This window comes from Paenibacillus sp. FSL H7-0442 (assembly GCF_038593105.1).
Lineage (GTDB): Bacteria > Bacillota > Bacilli > Paenibacillales > Paenibacillaceae > Paenibacillus > Paenibacillus polymyxa_D.
This window is the reverse complement of the sequence record NZ_CP151963.1, coordinates 4,268,242-4,286,717: the sequence shown is the minus strand read 5'-3', so window position 1 is coordinate 4,286,717 and position 18,476 is coordinate 4,268,242. Positions and strand designations below refer to the sequence as shown.

The window sequence follows — 18,476 nt, the reverse complement described above, 5'->3', positions numbered from 1 at the left end:
GACATTGATCGGCGGGTTCCATTTTGCATAGAAAGGACACGGAATAGAGCAGAATGGGGATAGAGCAATTACTTAAAAAGGCCGGGGCCTATACCAGAGAAGCAGATCTTATCCGCATCAGGGACGCCTATGATTTTGCCGAACAGGCCCATTCCGGCCAGACTCGTAAGTCCGGTGAACCTTATATTCTGCATCCGCTTGCGGTTGCTGATATCGTCGTTAATATGCAGATGGATACCATCTCCATTATCGCCGCTCTTTTACATGACGTTGTGGAGGATACGACGGTGTCTTTGGCGCAGATTCGCGAGCATTTTGGCGATACATGTGCGATGCTTGTCGATGGTCTGACGAAACTGGAGCGTATCCAGTTCCGTTCCAAGGAAGAACAACAGAACGAAAATTATCGAAAAATGTTTATTGCTATGGCGCAGGACATTCGTGTCATTGTCATTAAGTTAGCAGATCGTCTGCACAACATGCGTACCTTGAAATATCAGTCAGAGGAAAGCCAGCGTCGGATTGCTTATGAAACGTTAGAGATTTTCTGTCCGGTTGCAAACCGACTGGGTATTTCAGCCATTAAGTGGGAAATGGAAGATATTGCTCTGCGCTATCTGAATCCTCAGCAGTATTATCGCATTGCTAATTTGATGCATAAGAAGCGGGCAGAGCGGGAGCAGTTTATTGATAATGTCATACAGCGTATCAGAGAAAAGCTGGAAGAGATGGGCATTCAGGCTGATCTGTCCGGACGCCCTAAACATATTTACAGTGTGTTTAAAAAAATGACGACGAAGAACAAGCAGTTCAATGAAATATATGATTTGCTGGCGATTCGAATTATTGTGGATAACATTAAAGACTGTTACGCCACACTGGGGATTATCCATACGTTGTGGAAGCCGATGCCGGGGCGGTTTAAGGATTATATCGCTATGCCTAAGGCCAATATGTATCAGTCCCTTCATACGACAGTAGTAGGTCCTAACGGGGAGCCTACCGAGGTGCAAATTCGCACAGTGGATATGCATCGTACCGCTGAATTCGGGATTGCGGCCCATTGGGCCTATAAAGAAGGCAACGGAGCAAACAACACTAACTTTGAGGATAAAATCACCTTTTTTCGAGAAATCCTGGAGCTGCAAAATGAAGCGAAGGATGCGTCGGAATTTGTGGAATCGCTCAAAATGGACTTTTTCTCAGACCTTGTGTTTGTGTTTACTCCTAAGGGAGAGGTCATTGAGTTGCCAGCCGGATCCGTTCCGCTGGACTTTGCTTTCCGTATTCATACCGAAGTTGGCAATCGAACGATTGGCTCTAAGGTAAATGGAAGAATCGTACCTTTGGATTATCGGCTTAAAACTGGGGATATTGTCGAAATTATGACGTCCAAACATTCTTATGGACCTAGTCAGGACTGGCTCAAAATTGCTCAGTCCTCTCACGCGCGCAGTAAAATCAAACAATGGTTCAAGAAAGAAAAGCGTGAGGAGAATGTTGAAAAAGGCCGTGAAAATCTGGAACGTGAGCTAAGAAAACGCGATATCGAGCCATCGGTGTGGATGAGCGACGACAAGCTTCAGGAAGTGGCACAGAAGTTCTCTTTTAACGATTCCGAAGATATGCTGTCTGCGATTGGTTTTGGTGGTATAACCGCAGCGCAGGTCTGTACACGTTTGACAGAGAAGCTGCGTAAGGAACAAGAAGAGGCACGGTTGATCGAATTGACGACCGAGGTCAAGGAGTACAAGCCGCAGGGCGAACGGAAAAAAACACCTACCAACGGTGTCAGCGTCAGAGGCGTCGATAATTTACTCGTTCGTTTTGCACGATGTTGTAATCCCGTACCGGGAGATGACATCATTGGCTATGTAACACGTGGACGCGGCGTATCCGTTCACCGGACGGATTGCCCGAATATTCCTTCGGGTACGGGCGAAGACCAGGCGCGTGTGATTGAAGTAGAGTGGGAAGAAGCAGCGGAAGTCAATTACAGTGTCGATATTGAGATTACGGGCCATGATCGCAACGGTTTGCTGAATGAAGTGCTTCAGGCCATTTCTGAGAACAAAACCAGCTTCTCGGCCGTTACAGGTCGTACAGATAAAAATAAAATGGCGATGATTCACATCACGATTCTCATTCGCAACACGGATCATTTGCATTCTGTTGTCGAACGGATTAAACGGGTGAAGGATGTATACACCGTGCATCGGATTATGCAATAACCTTATGAAGCGTACAGATAGGTTTATAGCCTTTGTAACATATCTTGGGTAGAAAGACCCATAGGCTGCTAAAAGAGCCGTAGTACGGCTGTGAGCACCTTTTAAAAGGGAAGGTTAAAGGAGATATCGGATAGTCGATGAAGATCATTATTCAGCGCTGTAAAGACGCTCAGGTAACGGTGAATCAAAAGGTGGTTGGCAAGATTGGAACCGGATTAATGCTGCTGGTTGGTATTGGTCAGGGAGATACAGCAGCCGATGCCGTTTATTTGGCGGATAAAACGGCGGGATTACGTATATTTGATGATGCTGAAGGCAAAATGAATGACAGCGTTCTGGATGTCGGTGGAGCCATTTTGTCTGTCTCTCAATTTACGTTGTATGGTGACTGCCGTAAAGGAAGAAGGCCTAACTTTATGGGGGCGGCCAAACCTGAGGAAGCGGAGAAGCTGTATGATTTCTTCAACAGTCAGCTTCGAGCCAAGGGCCTGAAGGTAGAAACGGGAATTTTTGGGGCTATGATGGATGTTTCATTGACGAACTGGGGCCCAGTCACACTGATTTTGGATACCGAACGTTCGTAACTATACATTCACGGCGAGGTCTGAGTAGAATAAAATAGCTGTTCAGAGGGACCATAATGTCATCCCAATTGGTGATTAGCCAGGCGGATAGCCTAAGGGTGACAGGAGAGACGAAGCTATGCGTCAAACCCCAAAAATGGACGGGCATCGAAGCACTATGCTGCTTTTTCCCGGTAGTATGCAGGAGGCAATCAGCCTTACTCGTAATGCTGATACGTTATTACAGCATGTTGCAACAGCCATAGACAAGCCAGGACGCGGCGCTTTGCCGCGCAGGTAACATTGGGTTAAATGGAGCGTTAATAAGGTGCCACCCGAAAGTAGCATAAAGTGGCCAAAAATAAAATATGTAGCATTGAATTAGTGGAGGAGCCGAAAGGCTCCTTTTTCTTTTCCGCCGCTGCGAATTGTTATAAAAACAGATCAAGCGGGTAATAACAAATCGTGGTAGAAAAATAAGCTTAATTTTAAACTTGTATCAGGGATAACCGGAAAGGAGATCTGAACATTCATGAGTAAAATTGCATTTTTATTGGCTGACCAATTTGAAGATTCCGAAATGAAGGTACCTTATGATGAATTAAAAAAGGCTGGACATGAGGCGGATATTGTTGGGCTGAAGCAAGGTGAGAAAGTGAGCGGTAAGCAAGGTAAAGTAAGCTATACTATTGAAAAAGCCATTGCAGATGTGAAATCAAGTGATTATGATGCAGTTGTTATTCCTGGTGGATCATCTCCGGAAAATCTCCGTTTGGATGCAAATGTTCTGAAATTTGTAACTGAAATTAATGAGTCCAAAAAAACGATTGGCGCTATCTGTCACGGGCCACAAATTTTGGCGAGTGCCGATTTGTTACAAGGCCGGACGATTACAGCTTATCCTCCATTGAAAGATGACTTGATTAATGCGGGTGCTTATTTTGAGGATCGAGAGGCGGTTGTGGACGGTAACTTTATTACGTCTCGGACCCCTAAGGATGAGCCCGCTTTTGTGCGTGAGTTGTTAAAGGCATTGTAATTTCCGTGAATGCTTCCTAGATTTATGCCAGTACAATTCCCTAACGAGGAGGATTTGATATGGCTAAACAGATTCAGGCTTATTTTCGCACAGAAGATGAAGCTGAGGGCGCTAGAGCTTCGCTTCAGGCTTATAGAACTGAACATTTGGAAGTAGGTGCTCTGGATGAGACGCTCGGTCGGGAGACGAGGGTTTTAATTCCGTTGGTCCCTTATAACAATACTGGCTCTGTGAGCACAGGAGGCTCAGCGGGTGCGGCAATCCCTGCGGCGGGTGCTTATGGCGAGAATATTTTACCAGATGTGAAGGATGGCCAGATTAACTCTGGCTCAGCCCAAAGGGATCTGGATGAAGATCGGAGCGGAACAACGAATCATGACGGAGGGTTGCTCCGTGCAACAGATGTGTATATTAACGGTGATCAAGATGAATTACGGTATGTATTATCTGCAAAGGTGAATGATGCCGATTATGATGAGGTCATTTATAAGCTGCGTTCCAATCGTGGATATGTATCGCAGTTGGATTAAAGTTGAGAGCACGGCACAAGATTGTCGATACTTGAGAATTTAGCTACAAAAGAGTGACTGTAATACAATTGTAATATTCGAAACATCATTCCTTAATATTAGCAGTTTATAATAACAGCATGACCCCCTTTTGATATATCTTTTTGAGCCTGCGGACCGTTTCCGCAGGCTATTTTCTTTTTTAGGACTTATTTGTACAGTAAGTTGCTATGAGGCTAACGATACAGGATACAAAAAAAGTGAAAGATTATTTAATTTGACACTGACTGTCTTTTTGTATAAAGTGTAAAAAGATACTAAGTCCCGAAATAATAAAAATATAAACAATAAATATACCCATTTCCAATTACGGGACCGAAATATTACAACTGAAAAAGTTAGGAAGTGTCAAAATGGGTAATGAAATAGAATGGTTTGCAGAGATAACTCCTGAGCTGCGGAAATGGACCGGAGGCAAAGGAGGGATGCTTGCTAGGATGCTTCAAGCTGGTTATCCGATTCCTAATGGTTTTATTGTTTTTCCACAGGCCTTTCAAGGGGAAAAACTTAAGGAAAAGACATGGAAAGAAATGATCAGGTATTTGGAAAAGCTTCGTAAGGATTACCCTAATGTCTCATTTGCAGTAAGGTCTTCAGCCTTGAGCGAGGATTCAGCCTTAGCTTCTTTTGCAGGAGAGTTTGAAAGTGTCTTAGAAGTACAAACAAACGAGGACGTTCTGAAAGCCTTGTATGTGGTTCACCATTCTCAATACAGTGAGAGGGTGCGGGCATACAGTGCAGTTAAGGGTTTTGAAGAAGCACACCAAATGGCGATTGTAGTCCAAATCATGGTTCCTTCTGAAATCTCGGGTGTTCTTTTTACAGCAGACCCTATTACGGGCAATCGTTCAGTAATGTCTGGAAATTTTGTGTTCGGGTTAGGGGAGCAACTGGTATCTGGTAAAGGAAATGCTCGTGTTTTCTCCTTATTTAAACCCTCAGGTCGATATAAAGGGCCAAAAGAATTACTTCCTTATATCAAAAAGCTATATTGGTATGCTTCCCGTCTGGAAAAAGCGATGGGAGAACCACAGGATATTGAATGGGCCATTGCCAATGGCCAACTCTTTTTTTTACAAGCACGACCTGTTACTACTTTAAGCCCTGGAAATATGGATACATTTGAATGGAATGATTCTTTATCAGGTGATTTTCTTTGGACGAATACTAATGTAGGTGAATCCATTTCAGATGTTGTTACTCCCTTAAGCTGGTCTATTATTCGTGCTTTGGACGAAGAACATAATGTGATTCCTGGTCATTATTTAATGTCTGGTAATATCTGTGGAAGAGTATACTCCAATGTGAGTGTACCATTGTCCGTTTTTTTTGCATTTGGGTGGAATAAAAAGTCAATATTAAAAAAAATGAGCAATGTTTTTGGGGAAATTCCAGATGAAATCCAAATTCCTATATATCCGTTTTCTAGGAAAGAGCTCATTAAAATAATGCTCCCCAAGATGCTGTATGCTTTTAAACAGACCCGAAAAGCGATGAAATTATTACCACAGCACATAAAAGAAACAGCGGCCTGGTGCACTCAAACGGAAGAGTTAATTGGCAATGTCCAGTCCAAGGAAGAATTGATTACATTATGGCGTGAGCAGCTTTGGCCTAAAAATATTGAAGCGATGTGGATTGCACTGGAAGGACCTAGTAGCAAGATGCAAAATTTTGTTCGATTGAAGGAAAAGTTGGAGAAATGGCTTGGACGTGATGATGCTAGTGTACTTCTATCTAATCTGAGCGGAAGTACAGGTTTGGCCAGCTTGGGACCTGTTGTTGGTATATCTTCAGTCGTGAAAGGTGAAATGAGTCAGGAGGATTATCTATTGGAATATGGGCATCGAGGCCCACATGAGTTTGAGCTATCGATACCTGATCCAAGAGAAGAACCGAGTTGGCTGGAAAAGCAAATCCAAGAAACAAAGAAATCTGGAATAAATGTTGACGATTTATTGTATAAACAACGTGAACAAAATGAAGTGGTTTGGAGAAGATTGGAGCAGCGTTTTCCATACAAGATAAATAAGTTGAAACGTGTCATAGCAAAAATTTCTGAAGGACCGCATTTAAGGGAAGCTGTTCGTTCGGAATGGACGCGTGTCTTCAGATTAAATCGCTCTTTCGCGCTGAAAGCAGGCGAGTTGATTGGCATAGGAGAAGATGTATTTTTTTTATATGTAGATGAGATATTGGGCTGGCTTGCAGGAGGAAGTGTTATTGAGGAGAGAATCTCGACCAGAAAAGTGAACTATTTAAAATATAAGCAACTGCCTGCGTTCCCCTCGATTATACGTGGGCGATTTGAACCTTTACAATGGATGGAGGATCCCAATCGCAGAGTAGATTATTATGATCCATATATACCATTAGATAGCTCTATCCATTCCGAAATCATTGAAGGAGTTGCTGGAGCGGCAGGTAGAATTGAGGGGACTGTACGTGTACTGAGGAATCCTGAGGATGGACACCAGCTCCTTCCTGGTGAAATACTGGTGACCTCGACAACGAATGTAGGCTGGACTCCACTTTTTCCAAAAGCAGCTGCGATTGTAACAGATATAGGAGCACCACTCTCTCATGCTGCAATTGTAGCCAGAGAGCTAGGCATTCCAGCTGTTGTAGGATGTGGAAATGCTACTACAAGAATGAAAACCGGCGACAGGGTTATTGTTGATGGTGGGCAGGGAATTGTACTAACGAGGTGAGGAGATAAATTTTTTGAATTTCTCAATAGAACCAACCTGATTCAACCTATCAGCTTCTGTACGCCGCATATTCGCCTATAAAAGCTGAAATTGGAGTGGTTTCAAGTTTTGATGTATTGCTTTACAGTCAGGAATAATACAATCCTGGGTATCGTGAAGTACAAAGGATCATGATAAACTGAGTGTAAACGCAAAATCGGGCAATAGTGTGCATGTGGTCAAAAATATATGCTGAAGCAAATTGCTCGATGAGGAGTGAAACTTGAATGAGCAATCTATTGAGGAGTGAAACAAATGTCACTTGAACACCAGCAAAATCTTGGGCTGAGGGAGCGAAAAAAAGCAAAAACCATTGCATCGATTCAAATGCATGCGTTACGCCTATTCAGCGAACTGGGATATAACGAAACTACTGTGGAACAGATTGCAGAAGCAGCGGAGATTTCACCAAGCACCTTTTTTCGCTATTTTTCGAGCAAGGAGGATGTGATTGTTACAGATAACTATGATCCCCTGCTTATATCTGCATTTGAAGAACAGCCAGCTCATTTAACTCCACTTCAAGCTGTGCGTAATGCTATGTTAGCAACCATGTCTGACATGTCCGGCGACGAAATGTCCACTACACGTGAGCGTAACCAACTCGTGATGTCAGTACCGGAACTCCGGGCTGCAACCTTGAATAATTTGACTGATACAATGCATATGATTGCTGAGATGGTTTCCAAACGGGTGGGACGAGATCCTGGAGACTTGCAGATTCGAACTTTTGCAGGCGCCGTCATAGGTGTTAACATATCTGTTATGTTGCATTATGCGGAAAATCCAACTGAAAATTTTTCTGAATTATTATCTGAAGCATTAAATCTCTTGGAGACTGGCCTTCCACTATAAACAATTGAGCCTATGTTTAAGAAGAGGCTTCTGTTTGCCTCCTTAAATCTCATTTCATAATATTAAATAAACAAGCGGTAAGCTGTCTTCGGTATCTGGTCGGAGGCAGCTTGTTTGGGTTCACAATACATAAAATATACTGATTATATCAATTTATGATTTTTTCATGGTAGTGATGGACCATCCTGTTCGTATAATTTTTATGTATAGTAAAATTAAATGCATAAATTCAACAAATGATATTAGTGTAAAGCTGTTATATATTCATGATACCGTATGATATCAGGAAATGATTTAATTGGATAAAAAATAGATAGGTGTCGAAATTTGTATGAAATTAGTTGTTGATTAATGTTTTTCCTTTTGATAATATCTACTTCATAATATAACTATAAAAGGGAATAAATATAATATTTAAAATTGAAATATTTCTGCGTCTCTACTGAGAAGGGATTGACAGCGATTATGAGCTGGTATGTGCTGCATGTCGAAACCGGACAAGAAAATGTGGTTCGAGCGATGATACGTAAATTCTACAATCCGTCGTCAATGTATGCGATAGTTCCCAAACGTAGGCTGTTAGAGAAAAGACAGGGCCACATCTATGAAGTTTGTCGAACGATTTTTCCAGGTTATGTATTTGTAAATACGGAGATGAATGCAAAAACTTATAATGATCTTAGGCGGCTTCCTAAATGCTATCGACTTCTAAATAATTTTAACCATCGTTATCATCAAATAGAGTCTAAAGAAATAAGAGTGAATCCGGAAGATAGAATTGAGTCCTATTCGTTCTCAAAAATTGACGACGAAGAAATGAGACCTATTCTCCAACTTATTGATAAAGATGAAATTATAGGATATTCGTCTTTATATCTAAGAAATACAAGGGCCGTTGTATGTGACGGTCCGCTAACGGGTGAGGAAGAAAGAATAAAAAAGATTGATGCGCGGAAAAAAAGAGCGAGGATTATCTTGAGGCTGAATGGCGCAGAAAAATATATTGATGTGGGAATTAAGATTGTTTCAGTATCGGAAAATGCCCAAATGAACATTACCCCAAAAAATCAGAGTGAAGCCAACTGATGCTTCGGTACATTGGTGTAGCGATGAGGTCATATTGCAGTTGTGTGTGTAGTCTATTGAAAAATAGATGAGTGGGCGAAGCTATGTTCATTTCGAAATTAATACAGTTGATGTAGAGGGCTTCTCTAATTAGTTCTAAATATATAGGGTCATATTCAGAGGATGCTAAGCATCCTTTTTATTATGTTTATAGGTTGATCAGGAAGCGTATATTTTGAGTAAAAGGAGATGTTGAGGTGCATGTCGAGTTCTGAAAATCCTCATAGAAAACAAAATGATATCGCTATTATAGGGATATCTGGGATATTTGCCTCTGATGCTACAATTGATCAGCTCTGGGATCATCAAAAAGAGGGGAAAGCGTTTATCAATAATTTATCAGAAAAACGACAGCAGGATATGAATTCCTATTTAAACTGGATCATGGGGAAAGAGGAAAACAGAGCTATTTCATTTGCACGCCAAGCCTTTTTGTATAACGTTGATTATTTTGATTATCCTTTCTTTTCCATCTCTTTCGAAGAAGCATGTGTGATAGACCCTTCTCTTCGTTTGTTGTTGCAAGTAGTATGGCATACGCTGGAAGATGCGGGGTACGGTGGCGATTCATTGTATGGAACCAGAACAGGTGTGTTTTACGGAGAAAGTGATCTGCCGGAATATTCATATGCTCAGATGGTCGCCGATGTTAATCCTGTCCTAGGTGATCTATGTGTTACGGAGAATTTATCTTCGTTAATTCCTAGTCGGATCGCTTATATCATGGATTGGCATGGTCCCACTGTAGTAACCAACGCTTCAGATGCTTCATCATTAGTTGCAGTACATCAGGCTTGCCAATCGATACGGGCGGGAGAGTGTGAACAAGCACTAATAGGGACGTCCCGCATTAATTTGTTTCCAATACAATCAGGCGATACTCAAGTAGATTATGGAGAAGGAGTTATGGCAATCCTGATCAAGCCCTTAAACAAGGCGATGCTGGACGGAGATCACATTCATGCTGTTATAAAGGGCTCGTCGACGAATCATCATGGACGAGTACGAGATAGCAGTACATATAAGGATTTGCTTGTACAAGCATGGAATAATGCAAGTATCGATCCTTCAACTATTTCATTTATAGAAACACATAACATTGAAAATAACTTGGAATATGTCAGGGAAAGAGAGGGGATACAGTCTGCATTTTCACATTTGAGGGGAACACAGAGTCAGCTTTTCTTGGGATCTGTAAAATCCTCTATAGGACAGTTGTATCATGCTTCTGGTCTGGCAGGGCTATTGCAAGCTGTTATGGCCTTAAAATATAAGGAACTGCCGTCAGGAGCATACAAGCAATGGGGAGATGCTAATATCACTCCAGATGACTCTGCTGAATGTTATAGCGATGTTATCCAATTCTCGACAAAAAAAGAAGTTTTGCGGTGCGGGATCAGTTCCTTTTCTAGAGGAGGGGCCAACTGTCATGTCATTTTAGAAAATTTCTTGAAGACACCCTCAGAGGAAAAAGGCCAAGATTGGGAGATGTTGGCTCTTTCGGCTCAGAGCGAATCGAGTTTGCTAGAGTTAATAAACAGTTACAAAGAGTGGATGACTCAATCTGAAGGATATCGGTTAGGTGATTTATGCTATACCGCAAATGCTGGTCGCAAACACTTTGGATATCGATTGGCTATTATAGCTTCGAATAAAGAGGAAATGCTAGATAAACTGACAGCATTATGTACAACAAGTTTAGAACTGATGGATGTACCAGCGGTATATTATAGTGAGTTGGACAATCATCAACCTGTTATTGAGAAAGTAAGGGAAACATATTTGAAAAAAAATGAAGAGCGTGAAAAAGCGATGAACGAGCTTGGTCAGTTGTATGCACAAGGGGCAGAGTTCGTTTGGGATGAAATATACAAAAATAGTGATTATCAAAAGATCAGCCTGCCTGTATATCCATTTTCAAAGCTGCGTTGTTGGATAGATTCGTCGGCGCCAGTCATAAAAAGTATTGGCACTGAAAGGGAGAAAAGAGAGGTAATCATATTAGAATTATTTAAAAAATACCTTGGCTTCTCTCACATTAAATTGGCGGACAATTTTTATGAATTAGGTGGAGATTCTATTACAGCTATCAAGATTGTGAATGAATTGAATGCTATATTGCATACCGATCTAAAAGATGTGGATGTGCTTAAAAACCCGTCTGTTGCACAACTGACTGAATTGTTGAGGAATACAGAAGGGATGGTACCTGGTCCATTCAGCACTATAAAAAAGCACCCTGTTAAACCATATTATCCATTATCGTCAGACCAAAGCAGGATATTTGTAATGATGCAGTATAATCCTGATTTTACGATGTATAACAAGCCTTTGGCCCTTATTGTGGACGGAAATATGGACTTTAACAGACTACAAATAGCTATTGATCGAATTGTGAGAAGACATGAGGCGTTACGGACGTCATTTGATGTTATGGATGGAGAGCCGATCCAAATTATTCATGATGATGCGAGAATAGAAATGGAAATGTATCCTTCAATATTAGAGGAAGACGAATTGAAAGTGATGATGAAAAAATTCACGAACCCGTTTAATTGGAGAACGGCGCCTTTGGCACGAGGAGCTCTAGTTCAATTAACAAATGGCAAACAAGCGCTGGTATTTGATTTCCATCATCTAATCTCTGATGGCACTTCGCTATTGATTTTTTTCAAAGAGCTAATCCACTTCTATAAATCAAATCAGGAGCTGGAGCCGCCTACAGTTCAATTTAGAGATTATGTGGTATGGCAAAATGAACGAAAACATTCTCCAGAGAAGGAACAGATGCGGCAATTTTGGATATCCAAATGCGCTGCACCAATCCCTCAATTGAATTTGCCTGTAGATTTTGAAAGACCAGCCCATAAAACCTATCAAGGTTCACAAATCTGTTTGCAAATGAATTCAGAGTTAGTAGAGAGCATATATCGTTTTTCTAAGGAAACAGACTCAACGATATATATTGTGCTGCTCGCCGCCTATCATTTACTGTTAGAGAAACAAACTGGACAAAACGACATTATCATCGGCTCTGTATCACAGGGAAGACCTCATAGAGATGTTGATCCTGTAATTGGCATGTTTGTTCATACCATAATCATGCGTAACTGTTCCAGCAAAGAGATTACGTTCCATGAATTTATCAATCAGGTTAGGACAAATACGTTGCAAAGTTTTGAGCATCAAGACTACCCATTTGAAGATTTGGTGGCAATGCTACAGCTGAACAGAGATAGAAGCCGTAACCCTTTATTTGATGTAGCATTTATTCTGCATAACATGTACACCTCTCTGAAAAGTCCAGAGTTTTATGATATATACAATTATCCGTATCACAACGGAGTTTCTCTGGTTGATCTTGCTTTGGAAGTACATGAGACTGTAGAGGGAATTTCATGTAACTGGGAGTATAGCACTTCGTTGTTCCAGCAAGAAACCGTGCAAACACTAGGGAAGGAATTCATGAAAATCTTGGCACAGCTTATCTGCCAACCGAATATTCCAATCGGTAAGCACCCTTGTCTTCACAAAAATGTGAATATAGTGGAAGATGTTGAATTCTTGTTTTAGATGGCTGATCTGGGATCGGCAAGTAGGAGGGTAAACAATGGAGACTATATCTAAAGAAGGAATAAACCAACCTGCAGATCGAGTTGGCTTGGAATTTTGGAGTCGTACTTTGGATAAAAAATTGGACATGACTGGCTTCCCTCATGACTATACTGGACAAGAGTTGAAGACGAATAAAGTTTTGAATACTCGTCTATTTTCTGGCGAAGTACAGACTGGATTATTTGAGATGACCCGGCACTCTCATTTGGGTGTTTTTATGATTTTGGTATCTGGCGTAAAATATCTGTTATCCCGCTATACTGGCCTGCGGGATATAGTTGTGGGGACACCTGCTTTAAAAATGAAAGAAAGTGAACCGGCAGGTAGCTCATGGGTTTTGCTTCGTAGCAAACTTATCCCAGATATGACGATCCGCGATTGGATCAACGGAATGAAGGAAACTATGACAGAAGCATTCCGGCATCAGGATGTATCGTTCCACGCTATAGCGCAGCGAGCTGGAATTGTATACTCGGATGACACCAGACCGCAGATAAAAACACTTGTGTTATTTAACCCCATTCAGTCAAGGGAAAGCATAGATGAAATTCATTCGGAGATCATTTTTGACTTTGATATGATTGAGGGAGTATTATCTTTGACAATTAAGTACTCTCCCCAATTGTTTTCTGCCGCTACGATAGAGCATCTAACAGATGCATTGTTTCTGTACTATGCCTGTATATTGAAAGATACGCAAACAATTCTGGAAGATATTAAACTTCTTTCTGAGAGCAATCGTCATCAGTTACTGTATCAATTTAACAAGCCGCAAGAATTGCAATCCGGTACTGCTTGCACATTTCAACAATTATTCAATGAGCAGGTTCGAGCACAGCCTGAGAAAACCGCTTTAATTTTTGAACATCAAGAATGGACGTATCAAAAGCTCAACGATCAGGCTGATCGTTTGGCTTTTGATCTCGTAAAAAACCATCAACTGCTCCCAGAAGAAGCAGTTGCCGTATATATGAATAGATCACCTTATGTATATATAGCCATGTTAGCGATTTGGAAGGCAAGTGGCGTGTTTGTTCCTATTGACCCGGCTGTTCCATTGGAACGTGTGACAGATATTCTTCGGGAAGGGAATGTACGCATTGCACTAACAACAGCTGCTAACAAGCAAGCTTTACGGGGAATTAAGCCAAAATGTGAATTGCTGGAAAGAGTTTTCTGCGTAGACACAGATGATCTTAGTGTCATGGCAGTAGAGCCCTTATTAATGATCAGCTCAGGTGGATCGCTGGCCTATATCATTTTTACATCTGGATCAACCGGGAAACCCAAGGGAGTTGAAATTGAGCATAATTCTGTCGTCCGATTCCTACATGCTATCGATGAAGTAATCGCTCCTGTTTCCCCTCAAGTTATTCTTAATGCTGCCAGTATAGCCTTTGATTTATTTATATCTGAGGCCTTGTATGGTCTTTTCAAGGGAATTCAAGTCGTTATTGCCAATGAACGAGAACATATAGATTCTGCTGAGTTGGGGCGTTTGGTAGAAGAACATCATATCGATGTCATGATGATTACACCTTCGCGACTGCAACTGATGATGCTTCACAAGGAGTCTGCGAAAGCACTGCAGCGTATCAAAATGTTTCTTATTGGCGGTCAAGAATTGAAGATAGGTTTTTTACGTGAGATTCAACAAATGACCAAAGCTTATATTGTGAATGTCTATGGACCAACGGAAGCGACGTGTTTGGCGACATCAGCTGTATTGAATCAGGCTTCCCAAGTCACGATTGGTCGCCCATTGGATCATTATAGATGCTACATTGTAGATGAAAAGAATCGGTTGCAACTGATCGGTGCAATTGGCGAATTGGTAATAGCCGGAACCGGGGTGGCGCGGGGCTATGTGAACAATCCAAGGTTGACCGAGGAGAAATTCATTGAAGACTTGTTGTATGAGGGACAAAGAATGTACAAGACAGGCGATCTGGCACGTTGGTTGCCCACTGGGGAGATTCAGTATCTGGGACGGATTGATAGTCAGGTCAAAATAAGAGGATACCGCATTGAAACCAGTGATGTTGAAACCGCTTTAATCTCTCACCCAGATATTCGTGAGGCGGTTGTGCTTGTCAATCCAGGACCCAATGGTGTTGGGGAACTGGTCGCTTATTTGATTAGCGATCATAAATTGAGCTTCAACGTCCTATACGACTTTTTGAAGCTGAAGGTACCTGAATATATGGTTCCGGTGCGCTATGCTCAGGTGTCTGCTCTACCTCTGACGGTAAATGGAAAAATTGATAAATCTGCTTTGGCAAGCATGGATCAACTGAAGTTGTCTGGAGCTACACTTTACCGGGCACCCATGAATAATATCCAGAGAGCTTTAGTTGAAGTATGGCAGCAATTGCTTGAAGTTGAACGGATAGGAATTGATGATAATTTTTTTCAAATTGGAGGAACTTCCTTGTCCGGGGTCAAAATGGTTGCACTGCTGAGTGACAGATACACTATCTCCATTAACGACTTATTTGATTATCCGACTATCGCTCAACTGTCTCTTCACGTGGTTGAACATGCAGGGTATTTTCATCATTTGCTTGAGGTGATGAAGCCTTCAGCTGTTCATACGGATGTGGATATGGTTGCGTCACTCGGATCAAGAGAGGAGGCACTACGGACATACCTAGCAAAAGTGGAGGCTTGGCGGGATCGAGATCTCACGCTGCAAAAGTCCTACAAGCATATTCTATTGACAGGTGGTACAGGTTTTTTGGGTACACATCTTCTACAGGAGCTTCTCAACAGATCGAATGCCCGAATTACCCTTCTAGTAAGAGGTGAGTCTCGAATAATATCAGAGGACTATCTCCAAGAGAGATTTCAATACTATTTTTTAGAAGGACATCATGAAGTAGGATGGGCAAGAGTATCTGTAGTTTGCGGTGATGTAACACTATCGAATCTGGGATTGGAATCTACAGAATATGAGAAATTGGCTGAGGACGTGGATTGTATCATTCATACGGCATCACTGACAAGACATTACGGCACAGCAGCGGAATTTGAAAAAGTGAACATCGATGGTACTCGACACATACTTCATTTTGCTGCTTTCAAGAATATCAAGGACATCCACTTTACGTCCAATATGAGCATCGGTACGGGAAGTAATATTCAGTTGTTTGACGAGTATATTGAAGAGGTAGGGCCTATTCGAGCGGATATTAATAATCACTTTCTAAGAAGTAAAATGGAAGCTGAAGCACTGTTGAGGACCGCTAGAGATAGGGGACTGAGTTGTACAATTTATCGCTTAAATTCTCTTAATAATAACACTCAAACAGGAAAGTTTATGGTTAACAAGGAGAGTAACGCATTTTATTCTTTTGTAAATGCAATGAATAACATCGGTCTGTTTCCAGATTTGCATGAACCAATATTGGATATGACAGGTGTGGATCAAGCTGCCAAAGCTATTGTTACTCTATTCGACCGGCCTGCTCTGCATAATCAAAACCATCATGTATTTAATCCTCATCGAATCAGTTGGGGACAGTTGGGGAGAGAACTACAATCTATCAATGAAAAAATAGAACTGGTCGACTATGAATTATTTATACGTATCATAACTCAAAAGTTTAATGACCCTTCTACTCGCAAAGAAGTCATAAATGTCATTCTCAATCTTTTTTTACTCCGCAATACTGAATGGTTGAATTATTTACGTGTATGTGACCGAACAGAACTCATACTTGACCGTCTTGGATTTAAGTGGGGAACTATCGGGAAGCAACAGACCGAATGCTACCTTAGCTGATAATTATCGACTCTTATATACATATGACACGAGGGTAGGGAGGTGCAGTGGTTGAAGCTGATAGACCATTGAAGGAGGAAACAGAAGATGAGAATAATTGGGTTAGTCGGTGGATTAAGCTATGAATCGACGTTATTTTACTATAAGTATATTAATGAGCGTGTTAATCAGCAGCTTGGAAAAACTCATTCGGCCAAGTTGATTCTAAACAGCTTGAATAATGAGGAAGTTTTGTCTCTTGTAAATGCTAATCGAATGCAGGATGTTACGGAAATATTAGTCAATGCTGCAATCGTAGTTGAGAGAGCCGGGGCTGATTGTCTGCTGATATGTTGCAATTCGGTTCATCAAGTAGCGGAAGAAGTACAACGTCATATTCGTATACCTCTTCTTCATATAACAGATGCAGTTACAAATAAAGTTTCCGAAACAGGCGTTAAGCGGGTTGGACTTATCGGAACCAACTTTACAATGAAAGAAACATTTTATAAACGCAAGTTGGAAGAAAGAGGCATTGATGTTATCCTTCCAGATCAGCCTGATCGCAATTATATACATCAAGTGATTTTCAGCGAATTGGTGCTGGGCCTGTTTACCACGGAAGCTAAGAGAAAGTTCCAACGCATTATCCTTAAATTAATCTCTGAAGGTGCTCAGGGAGTCATACTGGGCTGCACAGAGATTCCGTTGCTTATTAATCAAAAGGATGTCAGCGTTCCTGTTTTTGATACTACTGCATTGCATGCAGACAGTGGAATTGACTTTATGTTTGGAAGTGCGAATACTAGAGAGGAGTTATCGCTATGGAAACAACAAATGTGAACAAAGTTGAGGTTAAGCCGCAATCTATACCGCCACAGGCTAGTGTTATGGGGTATATTGGTAGTTACTTTTTCTCGTTTGTGATTAAGACTGCAACAGAGTTGGGTGTGTTTAAAGGTTTACAGCAAGGGAAAAAAACGAACGACGAGTTAGCGACTCATTTGGAGCTAGACTCAGTTTCTTTACGAAGATTGTTAAGAGCATTAGTCGCCATGGATCTTCTTAAGGTTGATGCATCTGGAAATTACGAGGTAACTGCGTATGGAGCTACATTGCAACCAGGGGAAACCCCTCAATCGATTGAGCCCATTGCAAATTATTTGCTAGGGGATTTTATTATTGAACCTATGATGAATTTGGGATACAGCATCCGGACCGGACGGCCTGCATTCGACAATTCCGCATGGTTTGAAGCTGGGAAAATAAATATTGAGCAGCAGCAAGTGGTCAACCGTGCGATGGAAGTATATTCAAAAGTAAGTTTACCAACAATACTGAATTCATATTCATTTGACGAGTTTGATGTCATTGTGGATGTTGCGGGTGGTCTAGGACAAATATTGGCTGGTATTCTAGAGGAAAATGTAAATAGTCGCGGGGTTTTATATGATTTGCCATCAACGATCGAGCGAGCAAAGGAATATATAGATTCTGTAGATATGACAGGACGTTGTGAGTTAATTGGTGGAGATATGTTTGAAACGATTCCGGCTGGTGGAAATCTCTATATTATCAGCAAAGCGTTAAACGATTGGGATGATGAGCACGTTCTGTCCGCACTCAGTAATATACGTTCAGCGATGTTAAATGACTCTAAATTAATTATTATAGAGATGCTTGTTGATGATAAGCATCCGACAAAAGAAGAGGTAATTCGGGATTTACTGTTTCTGGCCGTCACTCCGGGTGGAGGCGTTAGAACTCAGTCGGAATTCGAGGTGTTGATACATCGATCCGGTTTACAAATTACACGTGTTATTCCCACTTCAGATCAATTCTGCATTATTGAATGTGAGCGAAAACAATAATTATAGTTTTTATGATAATCTAAAGTCCGTTTTGTAAAGTTATGTTCATCAAAAGGTGAACATAACTTTTTTCATATGCATTGCAAGTGGAGGTG

12 protein-coding genes are annotated in these 18,476 nt (G+C 41.3%); all 12 read left to right on the top strand.

Annotated elements, in window-relative coordinates:
- Window positions 1-53: 53 nt before the first annotated feature.
- The 12 genes from MHH57_RS18795 to MHH57_RS18740 all read left to right on the top strand — a co-directional run bounded on the left by MHH57_RS18795 (window position 54) and on the right by MHH57_RS18740 (window position 18,381).
- Window positions 54-2,231, top strand: a complete 2,178-nt coding sequence (locus MHH57_RS18795; RefSeq protein WP_025720225.1) for a bifunctional (p)ppGpp synthetase/guanosine-3',5'-bis(diphosphate) 3'-pyrophosphohydrolase — start codon at window positions 54-56, stop codon at window positions 2,229-2,231.
- A 137-nt stretch (window positions 2,232-2,368) separates the two neighbouring features.
- Window positions 2,369-2,815 (top strand): D-aminoacyl-tRNA deacylase, encoded by a 447-nt coding sequence (gene dtd / locus MHH57_RS18790; protein WP_069012461.1) that lies wholly within the window; start codon window positions 2,369-2,371, stop codon window positions 2,813-2,815.
- Between the two features lie 118 nt (window positions 2,816-2,933).
- Window positions 2,934-3,095 (top strand): hypothetical protein, encoded by a 162-nt coding sequence (locus MHH57_RS18785; protein WP_165150826.1) that lies wholly within the window; start codon window positions 2,934-2,936, stop codon window positions 3,093-3,095.
- A gap of 231 nt (window positions 3,096-3,326) precedes the next feature.
- Entirely contained in the window at window positions 3,327-3,833 is a 507-nt protein-coding gene (locus tag MHH57_RS18780) for a type 1 glutamine amidotransferase domain-containing protein (protein ID WP_342434397.1), read from the top strand.
- Between the two features lie 59 nt (window positions 3,834-3,892).
- Window positions 3,893-4,363, top strand: coding sequence for a hypothetical protein (locus MHH57_RS18775; protein WP_069012463.1), 471 nt, complete (start codon window positions 3,893-3,895; stop codon window positions 4,361-4,363).
- Window positions 4,364-4,755: 392 nt separating this feature from the next.
- Window positions 4,756-7,113, top strand: a complete 2,358-nt coding sequence (locus MHH57_RS18770; protein WP_029514825.1) for a PEP/pyruvate-binding domain-containing protein — start codon at window positions 4,756-4,758, stop codon at window positions 7,111-7,113.
- Between the two features lie 294 nt (window positions 7,114-7,407).
- On the top strand, window positions 7,408-8,007 hold the full coding sequence (locus MHH57_RS18765; protein WP_029514826.1) for a TetR family transcriptional regulator: 600 nt from the start codon (window positions 7,408-7,410) through the stop codon (window positions 8,005-8,007).
- Between the two features lie 477 nt (window positions 8,008-8,484).
- On the top strand, window positions 8,485-9,093 hold the full coding sequence (gene loaP, locus MHH57_RS18760) for an antiterminator LoaP (RefSeq protein WP_342434396.1): 609 nt from the start codon (window positions 8,485-8,487) through the stop codon (window positions 9,091-9,093).
- Between the two features lie 240 nt (window positions 9,094-9,333).
- Window positions 9,334-12,705 (top strand): condensation domain-containing protein, encoded by a 3,372-nt coding sequence (locus MHH57_RS18755; protein WP_318627547.1) that lies wholly within the window; start codon window positions 9,334-9,336, stop codon window positions 12,703-12,705.
- Window positions 12,706-12,742: 37 nt separating this feature from the next.
- Window positions 12,743-16,531: a non-ribosomal peptide synthetase gene (locus MHH57_RS18750; RefSeq protein WP_029514831.1), complete on the top strand. Its 3,789-nt coding sequence runs from the start codon at window positions 12,743-12,745 to the stop codon at window positions 16,529-16,531.
- Between the two features lie 87 nt (window positions 16,532-16,618).
- Entirely contained in the window at window positions 16,619-17,353 is a 735-nt protein-coding gene (locus tag MHH57_RS18745) for an aspartate/glutamate racemase family protein (protein ID WP_342434395.1), read from the top strand.
- Window positions 17,335-18,381: a methyltransferase gene (locus MHH57_RS18740; protein ID WP_029514834.1), complete on the top strand. Its 1,047-nt coding sequence runs from the start codon at window positions 17,335-17,337 to the stop codon at window positions 18,379-18,381. Before MHH57_RS18745 ends, MHH57_RS18740 begins: the two co-directional genes overlap by 19 nt.
- Window positions 18,382-18,476: the final 95 nt, after the last annotated feature.

Excerpts from the sequence above, each read along its gene's own strand:
- MHH57_RS18740 (WP_029514834.1), top strand. The coding sequence starts at position 17,335 with ATGGAAACAACAAATGTGAACAAAGTTGAGGTTAAGCCGCAATCTATA.
- MHH57_RS18795 (WP_025720225.1), top strand. The coding sequence starts at position 54 with ATGGGGATAGAGCAATTACTTAAAAAGGCCGGGGCCTATACCAGAGAA.
- MHH57_RS18755 (WP_318627547.1), top strand. The coding sequence starts at position 9,334 with ATGTCGAGTTCTGAAAATCCTCATAGAAAACAAAATGATATCGCTATT.
- MHH57_RS18745 (WP_342434395.1), top strand. The coding sequence starts at position 16,619 with ATGAGAATAATTGGGTTAGTCGGTGGATTAAGCTATGAATCGACGTTA.
- MHH57_RS18780 (WP_342434397.1), top strand. The coding sequence starts at position 3,327 with ATGAGTAAAATTGCATTTTTATTGGCTGACCAATTTGAAGATTCCGAA.
- MHH57_RS18765 (WP_029514826.1), top strand. The coding sequence starts at position 7,408 with ATGTCACTTGAACACCAGCAAAATCTTGGGCTGAGGGAGCGAAAAAAA.
- MHH57_RS18770 (WP_029514825.1), top strand. The coding sequence starts at position 4,756 with ATGGGTAATGAAATAGAATGGTTTGCAGAGATAACTCCTGAGCTGCGG.
- MHH57_RS18750 (WP_029514831.1), top strand. The coding sequence starts at position 12,743 with ATGGAGACTATATCTAAAGAAGGAATAAACCAACCTGCAGATCGAGTT.
- MHH57_RS18775 (WP_069012463.1), top strand. The coding sequence starts at position 3,893 with ATGGCTAAACAGATTCAGGCTTATTTTCGCACAGAAGATGAAGCTGAG.
- MHH57_RS18785 (WP_165150826.1), top strand. The coding sequence starts at position 2,934 with ATGCGTCAAACCCCAAAAATGGACGGGCATCGAAGCACTATGCTGCTT.
- dtd (WP_069012461.1), top strand. The coding sequence starts at position 2,369 with ATGAAGATCATTATTCAGCGCTGTAAAGACGCTCAGGTAACGGTGAAT.